At 62.9% G+C, this 22,706-nt stretch carries 14 protein-coding genes; 5 read left to right on the forward strand and 9 right to left on the reverse strand.

Features of this window, described 5'->3' with window-relative positions; all coding sequences use genetic code 11:
• Window positions 1-19: 19 nt before the first annotated feature.
• Entirely contained in the window at window positions 20-2,680 is a 2,661-nt protein-coding gene (locus AUR04nite_RS15370; RefSeq protein ID WP_141366727.1) for a bifunctional acetate--CoA ligase family protein/GNAT family N-acetyltransferase, read from the reverse strand.
• A gap of 97 nt (window positions 2,681-2,777) precedes the next feature.
• Between AUR04nite_RS15370 and AUR04nite_RS15375 the strand changes: the two genes are divergently transcribed.
• A complete protein-coding gene (locus AUR04nite_RS15375) occupies window positions 2,778-5,417 on the forward strand; it encodes a DNA gyrase/topoisomerase IV subunit A (RefSeq protein WP_141366729.1) in 2,640 nt (879 codons plus the stop codon).
• Here the strand turns inward: AUR04nite_RS15375 and cydC are convergent.
• The 3 genes from cydC to AUR04nite_RS15390 are packed head-to-tail and all read right to left on the reverse strand — an operon-like array spanning window position 5,414 to window position 11,402.
• Entirely contained in the window at window positions 5,414-8,722 is a 3,309-nt protein-coding gene (gene cydC / locus AUR04nite_RS15380; protein ID WP_141366731.1) for a thiol reductant ABC exporter subunit CydC, read from the reverse strand. The two genes, AUR04nite_RS15375 and cydC, sit on opposite strands and share 4 nt — an antisense overlap.
• Window positions 8,723-8,755: 33 nt before the next feature.
• Window positions 8,756-9,778 carry a cytochrome d ubiquinol oxidase subunit II gene (gene cydB, locus AUR04nite_RS15385; protein ID WP_141366733.1) on the reverse strand — a complete coding sequence of 341 codons (1,023 nt, stop codon included), beginning with the start codon at window positions 9,776-9,778 and terminating at the stop codon, window positions 8,756-8,758.
• A gap of 25 nt (window positions 9,779-9,803) precedes the next feature.
• Entirely contained in the window at window positions 9,804-11,402 is a 1,599-nt protein-coding gene (locus AUR04nite_RS15390) for a cytochrome ubiquinol oxidase subunit I (RefSeq protein WP_141366735.1), read from the reverse strand.
• Window positions 11,403-11,816: 414 nt separating this feature from the next.
• Between AUR04nite_RS15390 and AUR04nite_RS15395 the strand changes: the two genes are divergently transcribed.
• Window positions 11,817-12,188, forward strand: coding sequence for a BlaI/MecI/CopY family transcriptional regulator (locus tag AUR04nite_RS15395; RefSeq protein ID WP_141366760.1), 372 nt, complete (start codon window positions 11,817-11,819; stop codon window positions 12,186-12,188).
• Window positions 12,189-12,211: 23 nt separating this feature from the next.
• Window positions 12,212-13,177, forward strand: a complete 966-nt coding sequence (locus AUR04nite_RS15400; RefSeq protein WP_141366737.1) for a M56 family metallopeptidase — start codon at window positions 12,212-12,214, stop codon at window positions 13,175-13,177.
• An 89-nt stretch (window positions 13,178-13,266) separates the two neighbouring features.
• Here AUR04nite_RS15400 and AUR04nite_RS15405 read toward each other — a convergent pair whose 3' ends face one another.
• Window positions 13,267-15,375 (reverse strand): DNA gyrase/topoisomerase IV subunit B, encoded by a 2,109-nt coding sequence (locus AUR04nite_RS15405; RefSeq protein ID WP_141366739.1) that lies wholly within the window; start codon window positions 15,373-15,375, stop codon window positions 13,267-13,269.
• 220 nt (window positions 15,376-15,595) lie between these two features.
• Here AUR04nite_RS15405 and AUR04nite_RS15410 point away from each other — a divergent pair, with 220 nt between their 5' ends.
• Complete coding sequence (locus AUR04nite_RS15410) at window positions 15,596-15,820, forward strand: DUF7455 domain-containing protein (protein WP_141366741.1); 225 nt, start codon at window positions 15,596-15,598, stop codon at window positions 15,818-15,820.
• A 180-nt stretch (window positions 15,821-16,000) separates the two neighbouring features.
• Here the strand turns inward: AUR04nite_RS15410 and AUR04nite_RS15415 are convergent, their stop codons facing one another.
• From AUR04nite_RS15415 to AUR04nite_RS15430, 4 genes are all read right to left on the reverse strand, one after another.
• Window positions 16,001-17,209, reverse strand: a complete 1,209-nt coding sequence (locus tag AUR04nite_RS15415) for an RNA polymerase sigma factor (protein ID WP_141366743.1) — start codon at window positions 17,207-17,209, stop codon at window positions 16,001-16,003.
• A gap of 253 nt (window positions 17,210-17,462) precedes the next feature.
• Window positions 17,463-18,569: a DUF4192 domain-containing protein gene (locus tag AUR04nite_RS15420; RefSeq protein ID WP_141366745.1), complete on the reverse strand. Its 1,107-nt coding sequence runs from the start codon at window positions 18,567-18,569 to the stop codon at window positions 17,463-17,465.
• Window positions 18,570-18,659: 90 nt separating this feature from the next.
• A complete protein-coding gene (locus AUR04nite_RS15425) occupies window positions 18,660-19,916 on the reverse strand; it encodes an MFS transporter (protein WP_141366747.1) in 1,257 nt (418 codons plus the stop codon).
• Window positions 19,916-20,857: a proteasome assembly chaperone family protein gene (locus AUR04nite_RS15430; protein WP_246055560.1), complete on the reverse strand. Its 942-nt coding sequence runs from the start codon at window positions 20,855-20,857 to the stop codon at window positions 19,916-19,918. The genes AUR04nite_RS15425 and AUR04nite_RS15430 overlap by 1 nt, the downstream gene beginning before the upstream one ends.
• Window positions 20,858-21,142: 285 nt before the next feature.
• On the opposite strand from AUR04nite_RS15430, the gene AUR04nite_RS15435 reads away from it, so the two are divergent.
• A complete protein-coding gene (locus AUR04nite_RS15435; RefSeq protein WP_141366751.1) occupies window positions 21,143-22,657 on the forward strand; it encodes a leucyl aminopeptidase in 1,515 nt (504 codons plus the stop codon).
• The last annotated feature ends 49 nt before the right edge of the window (window positions 22,658-22,706 follow it).

Raw genomic sequence — 22,706 nt, forward strand, 5'->3', positions numbered from 1 at the left:
TTGCGGTGTGTCGCCGCAGCTAGCTGCGCAGCGCCCTGCGGATGCTGTCGGTGCGCTGCTGCGCATTGCCGATCTTCAGCTTCACGCCGAGCACGCTCAGGGAATGGGCCGAGACGGAGACCGGCGCGAAGTTCGCGATGGTCACCTCCGGGTGGTTGTCCTTGAGCAGCGAAACCCTGGTGATGAAATCCGTGAGCAGCCCAAGATCCACCGCAGGCAGCCCCTGGTAGCCGAAGAGCCGGGCGCTGCTGCGCGGGCGGTGGACCAGCTGCGCCAGGTCGGTGGCGGAGAACGGGGGCACGCCGTGGGCCCAGTCATCGAGCAAGTTCACGGCGTCTCCGCTCAGGCCAAAGGACACCACCGGCCCCAGCAGCGGGTCCTCCATGCCCTGCAGCACGCAGGCCTGTCCGGCATCAGCCATGGACTGCACCTCTAGGGAGGTCACCCCGTAGCCTGCCATCAACGCGCTCATGTGAGCGAAGTTCGCCCGCAGGCTCGCCTCGTCGGGGATGTCCAGCCGCACCCCGCCCAGGTCCAGGCGCTGGCGCAGGTCGGGGTCGTTGGCTTTGAGCACCACCGGCCAGCCCAGCTCATTGGCCGCGGCCACCGCTTGGTCTGCGGTGGATACCACCGTGGAGCCGAAGAATTCCAGCCCGTAGTAGCCCAGCAGCCTGGCGCTTTGCTGCGGGTCCAGTTCCAGCAGCTCGGTCCCGTTGACCTGTCCTGCCAGTTCCTGCAGGTAGTCTGCGGCCCCTTGGACGTCCAGGCCCTCGGGCTCCACGAGCGGCTCGAAGGGGATGTCAAGCCACTGCCGGTAGCCGTAGGCCTTGCCCAGCGCGCCGGCGGCAGCTGTCGGCGAGATGTAGACGGGAACCTGGTGGTGCACTCCCCCGCAGATCTTCTCATCCACGTGACCGGGCAGCACGGCGATGACCGGCTTGTCCTGGGCTGCGAATTCCGCAAGCACCCCGAGCACCGCCTCGGTGGAAATCCCCGGATGCGGGAGCTGGGCGAGGATGATGCTGTCGATCTGCTCATCGGCAACCAGCGCGGCGATGCGCGAACGCAGGGCCGGCAGCAGCACCGACTGGCCCGCGGTGTAGTCGAGTTCTTCACGCTGGGCGGTGGCGTTCAGGTTGCGGGCCTGGGCCACATCGCAGACCACCTCGGCAAGGGTCAGCGAGTTCGAGAGCACGCCCACCCGCGGGCCGGCGGGCGCCTTGAAGATCGACAGCAGTCCGGCCACCTCCATCAGCTCTTCCACCGAACGCACCCGGATCACCCCGGACTGGCGCAGCATGGCGTTCAGCGCGCTGCTGGGCGCCTGGCCGATGCGGGCCGAATGCCCCGGCGGCAGGCGCCGGCCGAGCAGGTCGGATTTGGCGACGATCACCGGCTTGCTGCGTGCCAGGCGCCGGGCGATCCTGGCGAACTTGCGCGGGTTGCCGAAGGATTCAAGGTGCATGGCCACCAGTTCGGTGCGCGGGTCGTCCTCGAAATACTGCATGGCGTCATTGCCCGACACATCGGCGCGCAGGCCCGAGGAGATCGAGCTGCTGATGCCTATCGCATGCTGGACGGCGACACCTTGGAGGATCATGCCCATGGACGCGGATTGGCTGAACAGGCCCACGTTGCCCGCTGCGGGGGTGACTGCTGCCCCCGAAATATGCAGGTTCACCTCCGGGTCGGTGTTGACCAGGCCCAGCGAGGCGGGGCCGAGCACGCGCATTCCGTTGGCCCTGGCCAGGGACACCAGCTCGCGCTGCTCTAAGAGCCCGTCGACGTTTTCATATCCCGCGCTCATGATCACCAAGCCCTTGACCCCGTGGGACCCGCAGTCCTCGATGGCTTGGGTCACCCGCTCGCGCGGTACGCAGATGACTGCGAGGTCCACCGGTCCGGGAATCTCGCTGACCTTGCCGTAGGCCATGAAGCCCCCGACTTCCAGCGCGGAGTCGTTCACCGCATAGACGCTTCCGGTGAATCCAGATTCGACCAGCCGGTGCAGCACCGCGTTCCCCAGCTTTCCCCAGCGCCTGCTCGCGCCGATCACCGCGATTGAGCTGGGGGCCAGGATCCCTGCCACGCTGCTGGCTTCGGCGCGGTGCTCGCGCGCTTCGGTGACTTCGCGGGACTTTTCGGTGGGGTTGATCGGGAATTCGAGCATCACCACCCCGTCCTCGAAGTGCCTGGCGACGTTGTAGCCGGCGTCGGAGAAGACCGTGAGCATCTTGCGGTTCTCGGGCAGCACCTCGGCGGTGAAACGGGTGATGTCGTTTTCCCTGGCGGCCGCGGCCAGGTGCTCCAGAAGGATGGAGCCGATGCCGGTGCCCTGGTATTCGTCCGAGACGTTGAAGGCGACCTCGGCTTCGGCCGGGTCGTCGAGCCGGTCATACCGTCCGACGCCGATGATACTGTTGCCACGCAATACGGTAAACGCAACGCGGTTGACGTAGTCCACGTGGGTGAAGCGCTCAAGTTCTTTGGCCGTCAGGGACGACTTGTACGTAAAATAGCGTAGGTATACCGAGGTTTCGGATTGTTTTCTATGCATATCCTGCAGGGCCTGGGCGTCGGCCGGAGTAATCGGGCGAAGATGGGCAGTAGTGCCATCCCGCAGAACTACGTCTGCTTCCCAGTGCGACGGATATGCCACAGAAAGTTTACGATCCACCATAGGCTTAGGATAGTCGCGAGTTTGATGCTGTGCCCAGTGGCAACACGCACCAAAGCGCATTCAAGCCGTACTCAGCAGATGAAGGAATTACAGCTCAATGGCTCGAAAGAAGTCTGAAGATCTACCAGCGGATTTCGTGGAGAACATCATCGATATCGATGTCACCAGTGAAATGGAATCTTCATTCCTGGAGTACGCCTATTCGGTGATCTATTCCCGAGCCCTGCCCGACGCCCGCGACGGGCTCAAGCCGGTCCAGCGCCGCATCCTGTTCCAGATGGCCCAGATGGGTCTGCGACCCGAGAAGGGGCATGTGAAATCCGCCCGCGTGGTCGGCGAGGTCATGGGCAAGCTGCACCCCCACGGCGACACCGCGATCTACGATGCCATGGTGCGCCTGTCCCAGGACTTTTCGCTGCGCCTGCCGCTAATCGACGGCCACGGCAACTTCGGCTCACTGGACGACGGCCCGGCAGCCGCCCGCTATACCGAGGCGCGCCTGGCGGCCTCCGCGGTGGCGATGACGGCGAACCTCGATGAAGACGTCGTGAACTTCATCCCGAACTACGACAACCAGTTCATGCAGCCTGAGGTCCTTCCGGCGGCCTTCCCCAACCTGCTGGTCAACGGCACCACCGGCATTGCGGTGGGCATGGCGACGAATATGGCGCCGCACAATCTGGGAGAAGTCATCGCCGCCGCCCAGCACCTGCTGGTCGAGCCCGAGGCCAGCGTGGAGGAGCTGATGAAGTTCATCCCCGGCCCGGACTTGCCATCGGGCGGCACCATCATCGGCCTGGACGGAATCAAGGACGCCTACCGCACCGGCCGCGGCCTGTTCCGCACCCGCGCCACCGTGGCCCTGGAAAAGGTTTCTGCGCGCAAGTCCGCGCTGGTGGTCACCGAGCTGCCCTACACGGTCGGCCCGGAGAAGGTCATCGAGAAGATCAAGGACGGGGTCGCCAACAAGAAGATCTCAGGCATCTCCGATGTGGTGGACCTGACCGACCGGCACAACGGGCTCAAGCTCGTCGTCGAGCTGAAGAACGGGTTCAACCCCAACGCAGTGCTCGCCAGCCTGTACAAGCACACCCCGATGGAAGACTCCTTCGGCATCAACAACGTAGCCCTGGTCAACGGACAGCCGCAGACCCTGGGGCTGCGCGAGCTGCTCACCGTGTACGTGGACCACCGCCTGGACGTGGTGCGCCGCCGCACCGCATTCCGTCTGGCCAAACGCGAAGACCGGCTGCACCTGGTCGAGGGCCTGCTGATCGCGATCGTTGACATCGACGACGTCATCGCGATCATCCGCTCCTCCGAGCAGACTGCCGAGGCTCGCGAGCGGCTGATGAGCGTCTTCGACCTCTCCGAGGCCCAGGCCAGCCACATTCTTGAGCTGCGCCTGCGCCAGCTGACCAAGTACTCGCGGCTTGAACTGGAGACCGAGGCCGAACAGCTGCGCAAGGAAATCGAGGAGCTGCGCGCGATTCTGGCTTCCGACCAGCTGCTGCGCGAGCTGGTCTCCAGCGAGCTGGGCGAAATGGCCGAGACCTTCGGCACCGAGCGCCGCACCAAGCTTGCCAAGAGCGCCGAGCTGCAGCCGCTGCGCGGCACCGCCCTGCCCGAGGCGGTGGGCACCGGCAAGAAGGCCACCTTGGCGATGGAAGTGTCAGACACTCCGTGCTGGGCCCTGCTCTCCGCCACCGGGCAGATTGCGCGTACCCATGCGCGCACGCCAATCGACTATGCTTCAGCCCGCGTCAAGCACGATGTTCTGCTCTCCCAGGTGGCCACCTCGGCCCGCGGCGAGATCGGCGCGTTGACCTCCGCCGGGCGGATCCTGCGCGTGTCCATGATCGATGTGCCGGTGCTGCCCGAAACCCACGGCTTCCCGCAGCTGGCCCAGGGCGCCGCAGTGTCGGAGTTCCTGAAGCTGCCCAAGGGCGAGTCCCTAGTGGCGCTGGTGCCGCTGAACAAGGTGCTGGCACTCGGCACGCTGCACGGCGTTGTCAAGCGCGTCACCCCCGACTACCCGCTGAACCGCGAGGAGTTCGAGGCGATCACGCTCAAGGACGGCGATGCGGTGCTGGCGGCGGCGCCGGCCGAGGACGAGGACCAGCTGGTGTTCTTGACCCGCAATGCCCAGCTGCTGCACTTCAGCGCCTCCGCGGTGCGCGCCCAGGGCCGTACCGGACGCGGCATGGCGGGCATCAAGCTGGCAGCTGACGACCAGGTGATCTTCTTCGGAGTGATCCCTGCCGGAGCCAACGACGCGGTGGTGGCCACGATCGCCTCCGGTTCGCAGACCCTGCCTGGCACCTCGGGCCAGTCGGTGAAGCTGACCGCCTTTGCCGAATTCCCGGCCAAGGGACGTGCCACCGCCGGCGTGCGCGCCCACCGGTTCGTGAAGGGCGAGGACTTCCTGTCCCTGGGCTATGCCGGCGCAGGCCCTGCACGGGCCAGCTCCACTGCCGGCGTGGTGCGGGCGCTGCCTACCGAGTTCGGCAAGCGCGACGGCTCCGGTGCCCCGCTGGCCCAGAGCATCAACCTCCTCGGCGGGGCGCTGGTGCCCGCGGGCGCAGCCGCCGCCGGTGCTTCCGCCGCGGCCCAGGAATCCGCGCAGGACTCAGCCCCGCAGGCTCCGGAGCAGCTGCCGGCCCCAACCCGCGGCAAGCCTGCGGTGCAGCCGGGAGAAGACACCCTGCCATTTGACGACGGCGGAGTGCTGCTCTAGAGAGTCACCGGCACCTTGGGTGCCAGCTCCACCCGGGCGCCGCAGCGCTGGGCAAGGCGTTCATCGTGGGTAATGAGCACCACGGTGCGCCCTGCCAGGGCCTGTTCCAAAGTGCGCATCAGCTCCTGTGCTTCGTCCTGTCCCAGATGGGCGGTGGGCTCGTCGAGGAGGATGACCTGGTGCCCACCAAGCAGGGCTCGGGCCACCGCCAGCTTGCAGCGCTGTCCACCCGAAAGGCTGTGTCCGCCCGAGCCGATGCGGGTCTCCAGGCCCGTGGGCTGTGCCCGGAACCAGTTACCCAGGCCCACCTGGTCTAGCACCGCTTCTAACTGCTGATCCGTCGCCCGGGCATCAGGGCCCAGGCCAAGCAGCAGGTTTCGCTTGAGCGTCGAGTCAAAAAGATGCGCTTCCTGCGGGCACCAGGCCACCGACTCCGGGCTGATGCCCGAATCTTCCAGCCGTTGGCCTGCCGCATCCAGCGGGTGCAGGCCCCCGGAGCGCACCGGAAGGACTCCGAGCAGCGCGGTGAGCACTGTGGATTTGCCCGAACCCGAGGGTCCGGTAATTGCCGTCCAGGCTCCCGGCTCGATCCGCGCAGTCAGCGACTGGACTACCGCCGGGCCCTGGCCGTAGCCCAGGCTCAGCTGCTCCAGCTCGAATCCGTACACCGGCTGGGTTGCCGCGGCGGCTTCTTCCGGTGCTTGGCCCAGACGCTGGTCGGCCAGCGAAGTTGTCAGTTCCTTAAGCGCGCGGGAGAGCATCACCGAGTTCAACGCCGCGCCGGTGCAGTCTGCCAGGGCGAGCATGAGCAGCACGGCGAGCGCCGTCAGCGAGCCAGAGACCTGGGAGGCGGCCGCGATCAGGACCGCTGAGCCGGCGGTGGCCAGGACGCCCAGGCTCGGGGCCAGTGCCCGTCCCAGTGCGTGGTGCCGCGCCGCGGCGGTGTGGGCCGCCTCCTCGTCGGCCAGCGCCGCCAGCTGCGGCTGCAGCGAGCCGAAGGCGCGCAGCGAGCTCTTGTTGCGCAGGATCGAGAGGATCTGTGCGCTGAGCGAGAGCCGGTATTCCAGGGCCGCTGCCTGATGGGCGGATTCGACCTTGGCCACCAGCCAGCTACCGGGCAGCGCCAGCAGCAGGAAGGCGCCTGCGGCGATCATGCCGAATGCCGGCTGGATGAACCAGAGCACCGTGCAGGCGCTGAGCCAAACCAGCACCGCCTGCAGCGGCGGGAACAGCACCCTGGCCAGCAGGTCGCGCAGCTCGTCCACCTCGGCCAGTAGGAAGCGCAGCACCACCGAGGAACGGCTGACCAGGCCCCACCCGCTCGGGTCTGACACCATAGAGTTCCAAATCTTTTCCCGCAGCGTGGCGGCATAGCCCAGCACCGCGTCGTGGATGGCCAGCTGCTCCAGGTAGCGCAGGGCGGCGCGGCCGATGCCCAGAGTGCGGACCATGACGAAGGCGACCGTCAGGGTGAGGATGGCTGGCTGGTAGCTGGCCTGGACAATCAGCCAGCCGCTTAGTGCTGCCAGGCCCACGGCGCACAGCACGCTCAATGACCCGTAGGCCAGCGCGAGGCGTGCCGGGCGGTAACCGGCAAACAGTTCGCGCAGCGGGTTGAATCCTGCATCGCGGCGTTCTTCCCGCGCGGCGGATGCCAGCTGTGGTGCAGTACGTGCAGGAGCTGTGCCAGGCTCCGGCGAAGCTTCTTCGCGCAAGGCGCCTGCATCGGCATCGGCATCTTCGCACAGGGCCGGGTCGTGGCTGGCGATCAGCGCCGCGCAGTTCTCGGGCAGTTCCCCCAGCATCCTGCGCACGGCGCTTGCGTTGGCATCATCTAGGTGGGCCGTGGGCTCGTCGGCCAGCAGCAGGGTGCAGTCCGGTTCGGTGTGCATCCGGGCCAGTGCGCGCAGCACTTCCAGCCGGCGCAGCTCTCCCGGCGAGTATTCGCCCAGGGGCCTATCGAGCATCTGCTCCAGCTGCAGCTGCGCCGCCATCTGGGCAATGAGGCCAGCGTCGGCCCCGGGCAGGTCCTGGGCCAGTTGTGCGGTGCCGGTGGCGGCGTTGAACTGCGGGTGCTGGCTGATCACCGCGGCGCTTCCCGCAAGGTAGACCTCGCCCTGGACGCGGCGGGAGTCAAAGGTGTTGTCGCTGGTGGCGGCCTCGGCAATCAGCCGCAGCAGCGATGTTTTTCCGCTTCCGCTGGCGCCATCGAGCACCACGCGCTGCCCGGGCGCCAGACTGAGGCTGTAGTTCTGGTAGATCGGTGCCTGGTCCTGGTACTGCAGGTGCAGCTGGCGGACTTCCAGGATGTTTCCTGCGTCCTGCGCCGCGGCGCTACGCACCAGGGCTTCGTTGGGGACTTCGGCGGTGGCCTGCTGGTAGCGCTGGTAGGCGGCCAGCCCGTCGTCGGCAGCGTGGTAGGCGGAGCCGACCTCGCGCAGGGCTCCGAACAGTTCGGGAGCCAGGATCAGGATGCTCAGCCCGGCGGCAAGTTCCATGTCGCCTCCCACCAGACGCACGCCGATCATGACGGCGAGCACTGCCACGGACAGGGTGGAGATCAGTTCGAGCCAGAAGCTGGAGAGGAACACGGTTTTCAGGTTGGCCATGGTGGCGCTCCGGTATTTCTCCCCGACCTGGCCGATGGCGCTGCCATGGCTCCTGGCCCGGCCCAGCCCCAGCAGTGCCGGCAAGCCCTGGGCCAGTTCATAGAGCTGGTGCGCCAGCGCATCCAGGGTCGACTGCGAGGCGTCCAGCGTGTCCTGGGTATGCAGGCCGATCAGCGCCATGAAGACCGGCACCAGCGGGATGGTCAGCACCAGCACCAGTGCGCTGAGCCAATCTAGGCGCAGGATGTAGATTCCCAAAACCAGCGGCACGGTCAGCGCGCCGATCAGCGCCGGGATGAATTTCGTGAAGTAGTCCTCCAGCTTTTCCAGTCCGTGGCCGGCCAGGGTTGCCGTCACCGGGACCGAATGCTCGGCTTGCGGATCGGGCAGGAAGCCCGGGCGGCAAGCGGCGGTGCGCACTAGGTTGGCGCGCATCTTTTCCTTGGCCCCTGACCCCATGCGCAGTGCCGAGGCATTCAGCCCCCACACGCCCAGCACCCGGGCGCCGGCTCCTGCCGCGGCGAGCAGCAGCAGCTGCGCATCGGGGTGGCCGCCGGCCGCCATGGCGGCGATCCACTGGCCCAGGCCCATGGCGATGAGCACCAGACCTGCGGCCTTGAGGACCGAGAACGCTGACAGGGCCAGCAGCTGATGCGGGGCAATCAGCCCGCGGGGCAGGAATCGTGGGGCGCGCATGGGGCGGCTTCCCTCCTTGGGGTTGCGCTGTGCTTAGACGACGGAGGTGACTTCGTGCGCTGCGGGGATGTGCTCCTCGCGGATGCGCTTGCGGAAGACCCAGTAGCTCCACGCCTGGTAGGCAAGGACCAGCGGGACTCCGAAGGCCGCGACGATGCTCATCAGCTTCAGCGTGTACGGGGTGCTTGACGCGTTGTAGATGCTCAGGTCGAAGGCCGGGTCAATGGTGGAGGGCAGGACCACCGGGAAGGCGGCGGTGAAAATCGCTGCCACTCCTGCCAGCAGCATGGCGCCCAGCGCGATGAAGGCGGCGCCTTCCCGCCCGGCAATGGCCAGCAGCAGGCTGGCAATCAGTGCGGCGGCGGCTGCCGCCAGCAGCGCCCAGGCTGCGGCCGAGTCATTGCGCAGTACGACTGCCAGCACCCAGAGCACCAGCGGCACGGCTGCCGGCACCAGCCAGCGGGTGAACAGCTTCCCTGCCCGGGCGCGGATCGGCCCGTCGGTCTTCAAGCGGACGAAGGCCAGTGCGTGGATCCAGCAGAACGCCACTACTGCCACTCCGCCGAGCACCGCATGCCAGGTGAGCCAGGCGAAGGGGCCGCCGACGCGGTCGCCGTTGGCGTTCAGCGGCAGCCCCAGGGTGGTCAAAGCGAGCATCGCGCCCACGCCGAAGGCGGCGACCAGCGAGCCGTAGCCCAGCGCCGCATCCCACAGCTTGCCGGCGGCGGCGGTTTTCGCCTTGCCGCGGTATTCGATGGCCACGGCGCGGAAGATCAGTGCGACCAGCACGAGCGTCAGCGGAATGTACAGTGCGGAGAACAGCGAGGCGTACCAGTGCGGGAAGGCGGCAAACGTAGCGCCGCCGGCCGTCAGCAGCCACACCTCGTTGCCATCCCACACTGGCCCGATCGTATTGAGCAGCACGCGCTTGCGCTGCTCGCTTGAGCGGCCGATGCCGATCATCATTCCCACGCCGAGGTCGAATCCCTCAAGGAAGAGGTAGCCGCACCACAGCACGGCGATCAGCACGAACCAAAGAGCTGGCAGCCAATCCATGTCATTACTCCTTTTCTGCTCTTGCCTAGTAGGCGAAGGCGAGCACGTCGCCGTCGTCGCTGTCGTCGTGGGCGGACTGGTCCTTGCCGTCGGCGGTGCTATGCGACAGTTCCGGCATGGCCGATCCGACGCCGCCGCGGATATAGCGCGTGAGCAGCACCAGCTCCACGACCAGCAGGACAGCGTAGACAGTGGTCAGCGTGATCAGCGAGAACAGCAGTTCTCCGGCGCTGACGGTTGGGGACACCGAGGCCGCCGTATACATGAAGACCTGGTCGATGCCGCCCATTTCAGGATTGGGCGCCACGGTGAAGGGCTGGCGCCCCATTTCGGTAAAGATCCATCCGGTGGCGTTCGCCCCGAAAGGAGCCGCGATGCTCAGCAGGGCAATGCGAGAGAGCCATTTGCTCTGCGGCACGGTGCCCTTGCGGGTGATCCACAGGACCACCGCCGCGGCCAGGGCCGAAAGTCCGCCGAAGGTGATCATGAGTCGGAAGCCCCAGTAGGTCACTTCCATGACCGGCAGGTAGTCGATTTCCTGGCCGGCGTACTGGCCCATGCTTTCGTCGTTCGGGTAGTACTTGCCGTACTTCTCCTGGTATTCGGGGATCAGGGTGTTCACGCCCTTGACCTCGGTGGTGAAGTCGCCGTTGGCGAGGAAGGAGAGCAGGCCGGGAACTTCGAAGACTGCCACCACGTCATCGCAGCTGGTGGCTCCCTTGGTGGTGACATCCCCCAAGGTCAGTACGGAGAACCCGGTGCCGTCATGGCAGGCGGCTTCTGCCGAGGCCATCTTCATCGGCTGCTGCTCAAACATCAGCTTTGCCTGCTCGTGGCCGGTCAGCGCTACGCCCATAAAGGACACCAGGGCAACGACGGCGCCGATGCGCAGGGACTTGATCCACACCTGGTAGTCGACCTCGTCGCGGCGCCTGCCCTTGGACAGGTCTTCTCCGACCACGACGCGCCCCTGTGCGTCGACGGTGTCGATGCCGTCGCGGCGTCGGCGGTACAGGTGGAACCAGGAGATGCCCAGCAGGAACCCGCCTGCTACGGCGAAGGCTCCGAACAGGGTGTGCGGGAAGGTGATCAGCGCGGTGACATTCGTGAACACCGCCCAGGCGTCGGTCATCACCGCGCGCCCGTCGATGATCTGGGTGCCCACCGGATGCTGCATCCACGAGTTGGCGACAAGGATGAAGTAGGCGGAGAGCATGGTGGCCAGCGAGGCGGCCCAGATGGTCAGCAGGTGCAGGAACTTGGGCAGTTTCTTCCAGCCGAAGATCCACAGGCCCAGGAAGGTCGATTCGACGAAGAAGGCCAGCAGCGCTTCCATCGCCAGCGGCGCGCCGAAAACATCGCCGACGTAGCGACTGTATTCGCTCCAGGCCATGCCGAATTGGAACTCCTGCACGATGCCTGTGGCCACGCCCATGATGAAGTTGATCAAGAACAGCTTGCCCCAGAACTTCGTCATGCGCAGCCAGTGTTCGTTTCCTGTTTTGTACCACAGCGTCTGCAGCACGGCGACGGTCAGGCCCAGGCCGATGGTGAGCGGCACCATCAGGAAGTGGTAGACGGTGGTAATGCCGAACTGCCAGCGGGCAATCTCTAATGCATCCATTGATTCCTCAATTGTCTTCGGGAGCACAGCCATCCAGTTCTACGTAACGTAGAAAAGAATTCACACTCACACCATAGAGCAATTTCGACAGCTTGTAGAAATCAAATGACAGAGATGCTTTTCACTCCCCCGCCACCTCAGGCCACGGCAGTCCAAGAAAACGCGAAGGGAAGTCTAGTCGCGTGACACAGCTCACGTCCAGAGAAATTTTTCGACCGGCCCTGGACGCCTACGCCGACCAGCGACACCATCCCACTGACAGAAAATTCAAAAAATGTACTCACAGCACTCTTTTACGCAATGTAGAAATATCGCGCCAAAATAGCTACAATGATATTTCCAAGCAGTAGATTTCTGGTCATTACGACCATCGATCCACTGCAACCGCAACTAAAGCAAGTGAGGTACAACCTAGTGGCCAGCCTTGGCGATCTGGAACGCTCCGTCATGGACCTGCTGTGGGACTCCGCAGAGCCACTCACCGCAAACGATCTACGTGATGATCTTGCGGCACTTGGCACCGATGCGAAGGAACTCGCAGTCACTACAGTTTTGACGGTATTGGCGCGATTGGAGAAGAAGGGGCTAGTGATTCGCGAACGAACCACTCGGCCTCATCGCTACACTGCATCCTCGTCCCGCGAGGATCACACTGTTGGACTCCTCAATGAGGCCTTGGGCACAGCCCAGGACCGAGAAGCCGTCCTAGCTCGCTTTATCGGCGGCATCTCGGCAGATGAGGCAGCATCCCTGCGTGCTATCTTAGACACTGTTAAGTCAGCCTAATTTACACGAATTCCAGGGATTGAGTGCTTCTCACCTCATATTTCCTAGCGGCGTTGGCTATTGCACTGGCATGGCCAACGCCGTTGGCGTTATCTAAAGCAAAATGGACCTCGCGCGCGCCGGTCCAAGCGGTCCTGCTCTGGCAGGCCATCGCGCTCGCCGGCGGCCTGTCGATGATTGGTTCGATGCTGGTCTGGGGCTTGTCTCCGCTGGGCGATGACCTGATTTCCGCCCTGCTGGCCGGCTGGAATCTCATCTTGGGCCAACAGGATGCCGAATATCCGGGCATCGTCCACCTCTTCGCGCTCAGCACGGCTTTCCTCTTCGCCCTGCACCTGGTGCTGACCTTGGCACGGGCGGCTTGGCGCACCACTAGACAGCGGGCCAAACACCGGCAGCTGTTGAAGCTGCTGAGCAATCCTTCTGAGACCAGGCCCAACACCCTGGTGCTGGAACACGATCTGCCTGTGGCCTACTGCGTCCCGGGAATTGCCCAGTCAGTGACGGTACTCAGCCGCGGACTGCTCACCCAGCTGTCAGCTGAAGAACAAGCGGCAGTCATTGCCCACGAAAGTTCTCATCTCGACCAGCGCCACGACCTGCTGATCCTGGCTTTCACCGCATGGCATGAAGCGCTGCCATGGCTGCCGACCTCAAAACTCGCCTTGGAAGCGGTACGCCAGCTGATTGAAATGCTGGCCGACGACAAGGCCCTGGAACAGGTCAACCGCAAAACCCTGCTCACAGCCATCGTCACAGTCGCCGCGGCGGCCGCCAGCGACCCCGCAGGAATGCAGCAGCCCAGCTCCACGAACGCGGCCCAGGTAGGCATCCCCGGCGGCGAAGTTTCATCACGGCGCCTCAAACGCCTGCTGACCCCCGAACCACCCTTGCGCAAACCCCAGCGCGGCGTGGTCCTGGCGTGTACGATCCTGCTGCTGACCTGCCCCACCGTTTTGTTGATCGCGCCAAGGCTCTTGGTCTGGTAGGTGCTAAGTACCACAATGAGCCGGTGTCCGGCGAATCCTGGGATTCGTAGGACACCGGCTCATTCTCGTTTCAGTGAAGGCGAAACGCCTTAGGCGTCGATCCTTTCGCGTTCCAGATCCTCGGCACCGGCGATGATGAAGTTCTTGCGCGGCGCAACGTCGGATCCCATCAGGAGGTCGAAGACTTCCTCAGCAGCCTGCGCATGCTCGATATTCACGCGGCGCAGCGTTCTGTGGCGCGGATCCATCGTCGTTTCGGCCAACTGGTCAGCATCCATCTCGCCCAAGCCCTTGTAGCGTTGGATCGGTTCCTTGTAGCGCCGCCCTTCAGCTTCCAGTTTGCCCAGCAGCCTCGTCATCTCGGCCTCGGAATAGGTGTAGACGACCTCGTTCTGCTTGGCCCCAGGATTGATAATTTCGATGCGGTGCAGCGGAGGCACCGCCGCATAAACGCGTCCGTGCTCAATCATTGGCCGCATGTACCGGTAGAAGAGCGTCAGCAGCAGCGTGCGGATGTGCGCGCCGTCCACGTCGGCATCGGTCATGAGGATGACCTTGCCATAGCGGGCCTGGTCAATGTCGAAGCTTCGACCGGAGCCGGCGCCGATGACCTGGATCATGGCCGCGCACTCGGCGTTCGACAGCATGTCCGAGATCGACGCCTTCTGGACATTCAAAATCTTTCCGCGCAACGGCAGCAGCGCCTGGAATTCGGAAGAGCGCGCGAGGCGGGCGGTTCCCAGCGCGCTGTCGCCCTCGACGAGGAACAGCTCCGAGCGGCCAACTTCCTTGCTGCGGCAGTCCAAGAGCTTCACCGGCAGCGAGGAGGATTCCAGTGCCGTTTTGCGGCGCTGCGTCTCCTTGTGCATGCGGGCCGATACACGAGACTTCATCTCGTTGACGACCTTCTCCATCAGCGTTGCTGCTTCAGCTTTCTCTGAACGCTTGGTCGATCCCAACCGTTCGTTCAAGGCCTTTTCAAGAACCTTGGAGACCACCTGGCGCACCTGAGGAGTGCCCAAAATTTCCTTGGTCTGGCCCTCGAACTGCGGCTCGGCCAGCCGGACGGTGAGCACAGCAGTCAGGCCTGCGAGGACGTCGTCCTTCTCCAGCTTGTCCTTCTGACCGAACTTGAGCTTGCGGGCATTGGATTCGACATTCTTGCGCAGTGACTTGAGCAGCGCCTGTTCGAACCCAGTGGTGTGCGTGCCGCCCTTGGGCGTGGCAATGATATTCACGAAGCTGCGCAGAGTCGTGTCGTATCCGATCCCCCAGCGCATGGCGATGTCTACTTCGCAGACTCGCTGAACATCTTCGATGTGGCTGCGCCCGTTGGAATCGATCACGGGGACTTTTTCGTGGAATGAACCACTACCTTGGAATCGCCAGATGTCCGTGACCGGCGAATCAGCACTCAAAAAGTCGACAAACTCGCTGATGCCGCCGTCATGCTGGAAAACTTCCTCATGCGGGCCTTCAGCGCCCGGGGTATCGGGCAGTCCCCGCTCGTCGCGCAGCGTAATGCGAAGTCCTGGTACCAGGAATGAGGTTTGGCGGGCGCGGTCCTGCAGGTCCTTGTAGGAGAACCGGGCATCGGGGGTAAAGATGAAGTCATCAGCCCAATAGCGGATGCGTGTGCCGGTGACCCCACGCTTGGCCTTGCCCACGATTTCTGGGGCCGTCGCGGTCTCATGAGGAGTGAAGCTTACGTCCGCCTTCTTCTTGCCCTTGTCGGTAAAGGTACCAGGCTCGCCGCGCCGGAACTGCATTGCGTAGGTCTTGCCGCCGCGGTCCACTTCGACGTCGAGCCGCGCAGAAAGCGCATTCACCACGGAGGCGCCGACGCCATGCAGGCCGCCCGAAGCGCTATACGATCCACCGCCGAATTTGCCGCCCGCGTGCAGCTTGGTGAAGACGACTTCCAGGCCGCTGAGTCCGGTGCGCGGTTCAACATCCACGGGAATGCCGCGGCCATCATCCTGGACTTCTACAGAGCCGTCGGCATAAAGAATCACGTTGATCGACTGGCCGAACCCGCCCAGTGCTTCGTCAACCGAGTTGTCGATGATTTCCCACAGGCAGTGCATGAGACCACGCGAATCGGTGGAGCCGATATACATACCGGGTCTTTTACGCACCGCCTCAAGGCCTTCAAGAACTGAAAGATGCCGTGCGCTGTAATTATCGGATGAGGCCACTTGGCTGCAATCTCCTACTGACGCGGAAAAGAACTACTTAGCTACCATTCTAATCGTTACTTTGTTCGAATTCGCGGCAATCGGCGGACTCCGGGCGGCACCGTCGACGATGAGAGCTTATCCACATTCCGTACGCGGTGAGCGAAAGCACCGCGATATCGGGATAAATTCAGACTCAAAGCTGGTTGTATAGAGTAACCATCAAATTAGGAGGCTGGCAATGACTACTACAACCCCTAGTCGTGAACTAAATGCCCTCGACCGGTGCGACCGTTGCGGTGCACAGGCCTACGTACGGGCCGTGCTAGCTTCCACCGGCGGCGAATTGCTCTTCTGCGCGCACCATGCCCGCGATGTTGAGACCAAGCTGCGTCCACAAACTTCACTGTGGCAGGACGAGTCGTCGAGGCTTTACGAAAAGCCAAAGGTCGACATCCAGGACTAGTGTTCCACTAGATCCACACCGTGGACTCGCGGGTTGAACCATCTTTATCGATGGTCCAGCCCGCGAGTTTTTTGTCGTTATGTAGCCAAGGCCGGATCAGCAATTTTTTGGGCATGAAAAAACCGCGGTTCATCCTGGCGCCCGATGGGGCAGGATGAACCGCGGTTTTCGTTTAGATCTTTAGTCCAGATAGTCGCGCAGTACCTGAGAACGCGACGGATGGCGAAGCTTCGACATCGTCTTGGACTCAATCTGGCGAATACGTTCACGGGTCACGCCGTAGACCTTGCCGATTTCGTCTAAAGTCTTAGGCTGGCCGTCGGTCAGGCCGAAGCGCATGGCAACAACGCCTGCCTCGCGCTCGGAAAGCGTATCGAGCACCGAATGCAGCTGCTCCTGCAACAGGGTGAAAGACACAGCATCAGCTGGGACAACTGCTTCGGAGTCTTCGATCAGGTCGCCGAACTCGGAGTCGCCGTCTTCACCCAGCGGGGTGTGCAGCGAAATTGGCTCGCGGCCGTACTTCTGAACCTCGACAACCTTTTCGGGGGTCATGTCCAGTTCCTTGGCCAGCTCCTCCGGGGTAGGTTCGCGGCCCAGATCCTGCAGCATCTGGCGCTGTACACGGGCAAGCTTATTAATCACTTCAACCATGTGCACAGGAATGCGGATGGTGCGGGCCTGGTCGGCCATGGCGCGGGTGATGGCCTGGCGGATCCACCACGTTGCATAGGTGGAGAACTTGAAGCCCTTGGTGTAGTCGAACTTCTCCACGGCACGAATCAGGCCCAAGTTGCCTTCCTGGATCAAGTCCAGGAAGAGCATGCCGCGGCCGGTGTAGCGCTTCGCGAGAGACACCACCAGTCGAAGGTTGGCTTCCAGCAGGTGGTTCTTGGCGATCTTGCCATCGTGGATGATCTGCTCGTAGTCCCAGCGCAGGCGCTGGTCGATCGATCCGTCATCGTGGTCCAGCTTGTCCTGAGCGAACAGGCCGGCCTCGATGCGCAAGGCAAGGTCAACTTCCTGCTCAGCATTCAGCAGGGCAACCTTGCCGATCTGCTTGAGGTAGTCCTTGACTGGGTCGGCAGTTGCACCAGCGACCATGACCTGCTGCTGCGGGGCATCATCGTCAGATGTCGACAAGGTAAAGCCCTTGGACTCGTCTTCCGACTTGTCCTCGTTCTTGGCGTCGGTGCCTGACTCAGCATCGTCGTCATGTTCTTCAGGGGTCATAGTTTCCTCGCCCTGATCAGCGGAATCGCCTGCCGCTTTCTTGGTTCGCGCCTTGGTAGCGCGCTTCTTCGCTACAGGCTTGGTAGCCGTTTCCTCGGCCGCGTCAACCTCGGCCTCGGTTGCCTTGCGATTAGCGTTCGTCTCAGAAGATGACACGAATAACCTTTCTAACGATGCGTTCCGGATGCACCTGCCGGTAACACCACTATGACCCTGTCAAGTCCGAGGGCGTTTCGTTCAAGACGATTCACCTTGAGCTGGCACGTAATATTCAACGCATCAGACTCGCTAGATGTTCCCAAAACGTGGTTTTCGGAACAATAGCATTTTCGAACCTAACCGGGTCTGTTGAACCATTATCCATGAATTCATGCCCGGATACCACTTGGGAGCATCCCTTGCTGTCGTGTCACGCGAATTGCGCTCTCCACGCCCGAAGCTGATCGGTAGCCCAATGCGGCATGACACCGGTGTTGAGCAACTGCTTGAGGAGCACGGCAAGGTTGTAGTCTTCGCATTCGCGCAGCACCTGGTCCAGAAGGGTCAAGGCCAGCGAGCCCCGTCCGCGCGCCCACTCAATCCACGCCAGGACGCACATCAGTGCATACCGTTGGTTGCCTCGGGCCACGCCCAGCAAGTCTCGGGATACTGCCCACAATCTTTCGGTGCGCTGCCAGTCCGGGCTGCGCCACCCGCGGCCTAAAAGAAAATTAGAAAGCTCCGGAACAGCTTTTTGATCTTTTTCCTCCGTCAAGAGGCGAAGAATTTTTTGCGTTGCATCCTGGTCCGTCCCTGCAAGATAGGGCAGCAGGTCTCGAATGATTTTCCAGCGCAGCGACCGCAGCAGTTCTACTGCGCAATCAGGGTCCGAGTGAAGATAGAGCAGTGCCCGCTCCACCGGAAGGTTGAGCAGTTCTGCCCATCTGGTGAGCCCTGCGCCCTTGTCTTCGACGAGCTCCTTGGCCCTTTCTCGAATATCCTGTGCATTGGGCCATTCGGGAATGCCGCACCCATCCCATGGTTCGCGCAACGGGGCCGAGCCGGCGAGCACCATCGAAAGATTGGTCGAATTTGCATCGACTACCGGCCGGGCACACAGCGCCTGGGCATCCGGCTGGTCATAGTCCCAAATAAACTGTGCATCTACGCACCACGAGTGCTGAAGCATGATGTCCAGAGATTCCAACTGCGCCGCAAGGCGGTCTATCAGCCGGAGATATGGATCTTTGCTCTCGTTCCGCACCACCTGCGGCACATACAAGACACTGACGATGCTTTGGATTCCGGGCATCTGCCCGGTGAGATTGGTGACCTGCCGGATCCAGGTATCAAGCTGATCATCTGTGAGGGATTCTTCGGGCAAATCCACTCGCATTGTTGCTTCAAGCCGCTGCCCCACGACAAGGAGCAGCACCATGGAGTCGGTGGGATGGAAGCCCAATGCGTGCGGGATGTAGGCGAGGATGTCTTCAATGTCGGAAAGCGACAGCGGGTTTCGTTCTGGTGTAGTCGTCATGTTTCAACACTGACGCGCTTCCCGCCAGAGGATCAGCGCTTCATTGCGAGCTGTGGAAAATCAGCACAGCACACCTCTGGCAGGGTTGGCTCACCGCTGCTGACGTCGGGCCTTTCCACGTTCGATGAGCATGAAGGTTACGCCAAGTGCAGCCATCAAGAACTGGAATGACAAGGCAATCCTGAACGCCGGAAGGTTGTACAACTCCCCCGTGGATCCGCCGGCTTTGTATTGCAGATCCATGATGAAGCCAATGACATAGATCGTGACGAATGCGCCGATGAATCCGCCCGTATTCACTACTCCAGTTGCCGTGCCCATCAGGTGCGGCGGATTGAACGTCCTGGCAAAATCGAAGCTGATGACTGAGGCTGGGCCTCCGGCGGCTATGGCGATCATCAGCACGATCAGCAGCCACATGGGCGAGTGCCCAGGCCACAGCAGGACGATAATCCACATCACCAGAATCCAGGCGATGATCGCCAGTGCGAAAGTTGACCGGCGCTGCGGATAGCGTGATGTCAAGGCCCCAAGCAGCGGCCCTACCAGCACTGCAACGACGACGAACACCGTCATCAGGCTGGAAGCCGTGGCGCTGTCGATGCCTTGCCCTTGCACGAGGAATGGATAGCCCCACGACATCATGAAGACATTTGCCATGAAGGCTGTCGTGAAATGCGTCCAGAAGCCGAGCCTTGTGCCAGGCTGCTTAATGGCGGCAGCCAGTCTTGAACCCTGGTGCGCCGCCGGCGGCTGGGCGCCCGTCCACCGAGGCCCATTGCGCACGAAGGCCACGGTGGTGACCAGAGTGGCAAATGCCAGCGCAGAAAGCATGGAGAACGCCGGAGTCCAGCCGATGCCGATCAACATCATGTGGAAGGGGAAAATACTGATGAGCTGGCCCAGTTGGCCGAAGGTGCCAGTGAGCTGCGTCAGGATCGGGATTCGCGAGCCGGAGAACCACAGGGGCAGCAGCTTGAGCACCGAGACGAAGACCATGGCATCGCCCATGCCCACCATGACGCGGCCGACCAGCCCCATGGGCACGTTGGTGGAGATGGCAAGAAATGCCTGTCCCAAAGTCATCAGCACCGCACCGGTGGTAATCAGGATCTTGGGTCCGAGCTTGTCCAGCGCAAGACCTACCGGAACCTGGGCTCCTGCATAGACCACCAGCTGCACGACCGAGAATGTGGCAAGGATCTGGGCGCTGGCGTTGAAGCGTTCGGTGGCTTCCAGTCCGGCCACGCCGAAACTGGTGCGCTGGGCAATTGCCGAAATGTAGGCCAGAACGGCAAAGCCGTAGACCATCCATGATTTCGCAGAATTAAGCTGCGGGGAACTCACTACTCTGATTCACCTGACAAAGGGCCGTTTTCGGTGCTGTTCAACCAGTCCTCGGTATCTTCAATGGTCGCGAGGAAGTCTTCCACTCGGGTGCCGAGCTCTTCGGCGTCGGGCAGGCTTTCGCCCTCGTCCAGCAGCAGGGACCGGCGTTCGTGTTCTTGGGAGTGGGCATCGAAGCGCTTTTCGAAGCCATCAACCATCTGCCTGACATCGGTGCTGTTTTCCAGCTGTTCGGCAAGCTGCCCGTCGACCAGGCGGCCGGCCTCGCGCAGGTTGTCCGTGGGCAGCGCAAGCTTCAACGCGGCGCCGACATGTTCCAGGGCGGCGACGGCGACGGCCGGGTACTCCGATTCGGCGAGGTAGTGCGGCGTGTGCAGGGAGTAGCCGACGACATCGCGGGACACGTCGTTCAACCGGATTTCAAGCAGCGAGGTCAGACCCGCCGGAGATTCAACGGTGGGGCTCCAGGTGGAAATATTCTCGATCAAGTCCTTGCGGTTTCCGTGCGCTGTGACGCCCACCGGACGGGTATGCGGAACCGGCATGGGCAGCGATGCGGTGCTGACTACGAGGCTGACGTTGAATGCTTCGATGAAGCGCAGCAGCTCGGAGATGACGCGCTCCCATTTCAAATCGGGCTCCACGCCGGTGACCAGCCAAAACTGCTGCTCAAGTTCATCGGTCATGAGATAGATTTCCAGGCGCGGGGCCTGGTATCCGGCGAAGTGGTCCCCCAGAAACGTCACCCGCGGACGCTGCGAGGTGTAGGCGACGAGTTCATCCGCATCGAAGCTGGCGACGAGCTCGGATTCGAGCTTGCCGAACAACTCGTTGGCCACCTGTGAATGCGTGTGGCCGGCATCAGACATTCCGCGCAGGGAAACATACATGCCTAGGCCCTGCAGGCTTGGCTCGTCCAGGTCGGTCGCGACCAGAGTCATCAACGGTTCCTTGGACATGTCCACCTCTCTTGCTGCGCCGGGCTCGGCTCCCGCCGGCCCCGTGCCTCTGCATTGTCCGCTGATTCTCAGTGACGGCAGATTGAACTCAATTGTTCATCATATCCTGTGCAAGCTTTCGCTCGCTGTGAAGTAACGCACCATGACGCTATACCTCGGATAACATTTCCTATTGGGAGTACACAGTCTTCCGGTCTTACAGCGACCGGAACCATTTTGAGACTGTCTCATCCTTAGACCCTACAAAGGCACAGAAGGACTGATTTTGTGATCAACTCCAGTGATCTCACACTGACTGCCATTGGCACCGATATCCAGCGCAAGAGCGCGGATACCCTGGTGCTGGGCGTATGGAAGGACGGCGAGAAGGCGGTCATTGCCGCTTCCCCGTTCTCCGCGGAAACCACCACCGAACTTGAGAAGTCGCTGAACGCCATCGGCGTTGCCGGCAAGGCCGATGAAGTGACCTTGCTGCCAGCCGTCGAAGAAACCAAGGCCAAGGTCCTGTTGTTCATCGGCCTGGGCGTCAAGGAACTTGCAGAACTCACCGACGAGCTGCTGCGCCGCGCAGCAGGTTCGGCCGCCCGCCAGCTGTCGAACGCCAAGAGCGCCATCTTCGCACTGCCTGCCGACACCGTCGCCCGCACCGCCGCGGTGGCCGAAGGCATCGCCCTGGGCAGCTACCGCTACGAGAACCTGCGCTCCAAGAAGAGCGAGAAGCCGGTTCTGGCCGAGGCGCTGATCGCCACCACAGTCGCCACCGACAAGGACCTGCCCGCAGCGCTCAAGCGCGCGGCAGTGCTGGGCCGCGCGGTGCGCGCTACCCGCGACCTGATCAACGCCCCTGCCAACCTGCTCTACCCGGAGTCCTTCGCAGCTGCAGTCAAGGACTACTCCAAGTCGCTGCCGCTGAAGGTCACCGTCATGGACGAGAAGCGCCTGGCCAAGGACGGCTTCGGCGGCCTGATCGGTGTGGGCGGCGGCTCGGTTCGCCAGCCGCGCATGGTCAAGGTCGAGTACGCGCCGGCCAAGGCATCGAAGCACATTGCGCTGATCGGCAAAGGCATTACCTTTGACACCGGCGGCATCTCGCTGAAGCCGCCTGCAGGCATGCACGCCATGAAGTCGGACATGTCCGGCGCCGCAGCCATGTTCCAGACCATTGCCGCAGTGGCCGAGCTCGGCCTGAACGTCAAGGTCACCGCATGGCTCTGCCTGGCAGAGAACATGCCAGGCGGCGCATCGACCCGCCCAGGCGATGTCATCACCATCTTCGGCGGCAAGACCGTCGAGGTGCTGAACACCGACGCCGAGGGCCGCCTGGTCATGGCGGACGGCCTGGCCGCCGCCAGCGAAGAGAAGCCTGACGTGATGATCGACATGGCAACGTTGACCGGCGCCCAGATGCTGGCCCTGGGCCTGCGCACCGCAGGCATCATGGGCGACGAGGCAGTGCGCGACGAACTGGTCGCCACCTCCAACGAGGTCGGCGAACTGGCATGGGCCATGCCGCTGCCGGAGGAGCTGCGCTCGAGCATCGACTCGCAGGTGGCAGACCTGGCAAATATCGGTGAACGCATGGGCGGCATGATGACCGCAGCGGTCTTCTTGGAGGAGTTCGTCGGCGAGGTCGACGGCAAGAAGATCCCATGGGCACACATCGACTTCGCCGGTCCTGCCTTCAACGAGGGCAGCGCCTGGGGCTACACCCCGAAGAACGGCACCGGCTCCCAGGTGCGCACCCTTGTTGCCTACGCTGAAAAGCTGGCAGCCGCCAACTAGTCACAAATGTGACGTCCACCCGCTCGGCGCGCGGATTCCCGGGAATCCG

It is taken from the genome of Glutamicibacter uratoxydans (genome assembly GCF_006539925.1).
GTDB lineage: Bacteria > Actinomycetota > Actinomycetes > Actinomycetales > Micrococcaceae > Glutamicibacter > Glutamicibacter uratoxydans.